Below are 2,977 nucleotides of genomic sequence, written 5' to 3'. Positions count from 1 at the left end.
CTTCCGCGTCAATCCGCGTCTGCTTGAAGTATCAACGCACAGCAGTTGGCCGCGGCGCCTGACGCTACTGCGAAATGCTCGCGGGAACAAGGGCGCAGGAATCGAACAAGGCCCTCGAGGTCCGGGCGCACGTCTCGGCCCGATGCACCGGTCGCGGCCTATGCTGGCGTGGGGCGAGGACACATTGGGTAAGGAGAGCGAGATGACGGCTGCGGTGGCGCGTGCCGTACGGTTCGAGCGTTACGGAGGCCGGGACGTTTTGTATGTGGCGGACGTCGATATGCCGTCGCCCGGGCTGGGTGAGGTGGTGGTCGAAGTGCGCGCCGCGGGGATCAACCCCGGCGAGGCCGGCATCCGGGTCGGGGCGATGCATGAGATGTTCCCCGCCACCTTTCCGTCGGGCGAGGGCAGTGATCTCGCGGGCTTTGTGACCGCGGTGGGACCCGAGGTCACCGAGTTTTCCGTCGGCGACGAGGTTCTGGGTTTCAGCTTGCGCCGGTCGAGCCACGCTACTCATACCGCGGTTCCGGTGGGTCAACTGATCCGCAAACCCGCCGAATTGAGTTGGGAGGTAGCGGGTTCGCTATATGTGGTCGGTGCGACGGCCTACGCCGCTGTCCGGGCGGTCTCGCCGCAACCGGGTGAGACGGTGGCCGTTTCGGCGGCCGCGGGCGGAGTCGGCAGCCTGGTGGTGCAACTTCTGGCGTTGCGCGAGGCGGTGGTGCTCGGCATCGCAGGGCCGGACAACGCCGACTGGTTGCGCGACCACGGCGTCATCCCGATCGCCTACGGCGCCGATTTCCAGGGGCTGGCCGAGCGGCTGCGCGAGGCGGCGCCGGACGGAATCGATGCATTCATCGATTTGTTCGGCCCGGACTACATCGATCTTGCCGTGGATCTCGGCGTGGCACCCGAGCGGATAGAGACCATCATTTCGTTTCAAAAAGCCGGCGAAGTCGGTGCCAAGACCGAGGGCAGCATGGACGCGTCGACACCGGAAGTGCTCGCCGAAATCGCCGACCTGGTCGCTACCGGTGCCATCGATTTCGACATCGCCGCCACCTTTCCGCTCGATAGGGTCGCCGACGCCTTCGAGGTGCTCGAGCGGCGGCACACCCACGGCAAAATCGTTCTGCTGCCAAACGGTTCACAATGAGCCGGCCGGACCGACCACACCGACCTCGATGATTTTGATGATCACGAACACGACCGCCAAAAACAGGTAACCGCGCAGCGTCAACAGCCCCGCCCGGCGGGTCGGTGACATGGTCGGGCGCTCGAGGGTGGCGAGGCTGGGGGTCTGCCAGTTCGCGCGGTCTTGGTGCCGGAGGGCGCGCCGCTCGTCGCGCGTGGCTTCCGCCTCCCGTCGATCGCTAGACCGCCGGCCTACGCCGACGCCGACCGCACCACCGACGATTCCGATCACTGCCCCGGCCCCGAGCCCGGCCTCGATGGTGGCGGTGGCCAGGCCCGGGAAGAAGGTCGTAGCCGTCAACGCCAACGACAACAGCACCAAAGACCACACGATGGTCCACGCGAGGATGTTCTGCCGCACGGTGTTTACCCACGGGCCCAGCACCGCGCGGTCGTTGCACAGCAAAACCAAAAAGACTGTCGCCGAGGGCAACAGGACACCGGCGAGCGCCTGCACGCCCTGGGTCACCAGGCCGAGGATGTGGTCGGGGCTGAACGCGACCGCCGCCGACACCGCAAGGAGTAACGCGTAGCCGCCGTAGAACAATGGAGCCTCGCTGATCTTCCAGTGCAGGGAGTGTCGCCTGCCCATCGCGTCACCGATGGCATAGGTGGTGGCCAACCCGATGGCGTTCGCCCCGATCAGGGATGCGTCCAGCAGGATGATCGCGAACAGCACCCCCACGGCGTTGCCGAGGTGGTTGGCCAGTGCGGTAGCAACCGCACCCGCGTCGGTGAAGTTGCCGACGTCGGCGGTGCCCGCCAACCCGAACGCCGCCACCGCCATCAGCGCCGTCGCCCCGGCCATGACAACGACAATCCCGATGGCCAGATCGGCTCGTGCGTAAGGGATCCAGCGTGCCGTGATGCGCTTGTCCACGACGTTTGACTGCTGGAAGAACAACTGCCATGGCGCCACCGTGCTGCCCACGATCGCGACGGTCAACAGCAGCACGGTCGAGTTCAGCCCGCCGGGGAACTGCGGCACCAGTCCGCCGGCGGTTCCCTTCAGCAAGGGATGCGCCAGCAACACCATCGGGATGATCAGCACATTCACCGCGATCAGCAGGAACATCAGTCCCTCCCAGCGGCGAAACGACCCCCCGGCCACCACGGCGAACAACAGCACCGCGGCCGCCGGGATCGCAATGACCTTGGGGCAGCCCAAAAATCCGAGTGCCAGTGATACGCCGATGAATTCGGTGACGATCGTCAAAGCGTTGAGGATCAGCAGATCGCCCAGGCTGAAGGCACCCCAGAACTTGCCGAAGCGCTCGAATATCAGGCGCGCGTGGCCAACCCGGCTGATCGCGCCCAACCGCAGCACCATCTCCTGGTTCACATACAGCACCGGGATCAGCAGCGCCAGCGTCCACAGCAGGCCCATCCCGTAGTTCTGCCCGGCCTGCGTGTAGGTCGCGACACCACCGGCGTCGTTGTCGCCCACCATCACGATCAGCCCGGGACCGGTGATGACCATCAGCGTCCGCAGGTGGCGCCAGCGACCACTGAAAGCATCGGTGCCGTCGCGCCGGATACGGCCGAACGCACCGATGATGTCGCCGGTGTGCGCCGAGTCCAGGACCGCCTGCCCGGACCCGTCGGCCTTTACCGTCGGGGCGATGGCTGCGGTCCGGTCGAGCAGCGAGGCGCGTAGGCCGACGCGGCTGGAGATCGAAGTCATTGCATTCTCGCTCTCTCGAAGGTCGAGCAGTGGAGGGGCTGATCAGGGGAGCCAGATGGGGTGCCATCGCGGTTGTTCAGCGGCAAGCACACATGGAGT

General features: G+C 66.1%; 2 protein-coding genes. One reads left to right on the top strand and one right to left on the bottom strand.

Annotated elements, in window-relative coordinates; genetic code table 11:
* The first annotated feature begins 202 nt into the window (after window positions 1-202).
* The gene (locus tag ACLP4W_RS00475; RefSeq protein WP_442383045.1) at window positions 203-1,156 is read left to right on the top strand and encodes an NADP-dependent oxidoreductase; all 954 of its coding nucleotides are present in this window, start codon (window positions 203-205) and stop codon (window positions 1,154-1,156) included.
* On the opposite strand, the gene ACLP4W_RS00470 is transcribed toward ACLP4W_RS00475, so the two are convergent.
* Window positions 1,148-2,878, bottom strand: a complete 1,731-nt coding sequence (locus ACLP4W_RS00470; protein ID WP_442383043.1) for an NRAMP family divalent metal transporter — start codon at window positions 2,876-2,878, stop codon at window positions 1,148-1,150. The two genes, ACLP4W_RS00475 and ACLP4W_RS00470, sit on opposite strands and share 9 nt — an antisense overlap.
* Between the last annotated feature and the right edge of the window lie 99 nt (window positions 2,879-2,977).

Origin of the sequence: Mycobacterium sp. (assembly GCF_052145595.1) — a bacterium.
Classification (GTDB): Bacteria; Actinomycetota; Actinomycetes; order Mycobacteriales; family Mycobacteriaceae; genus Mycobacterium.
This window is presented reverse-complemented; position numbering and strand designations above follow the sequence as displayed.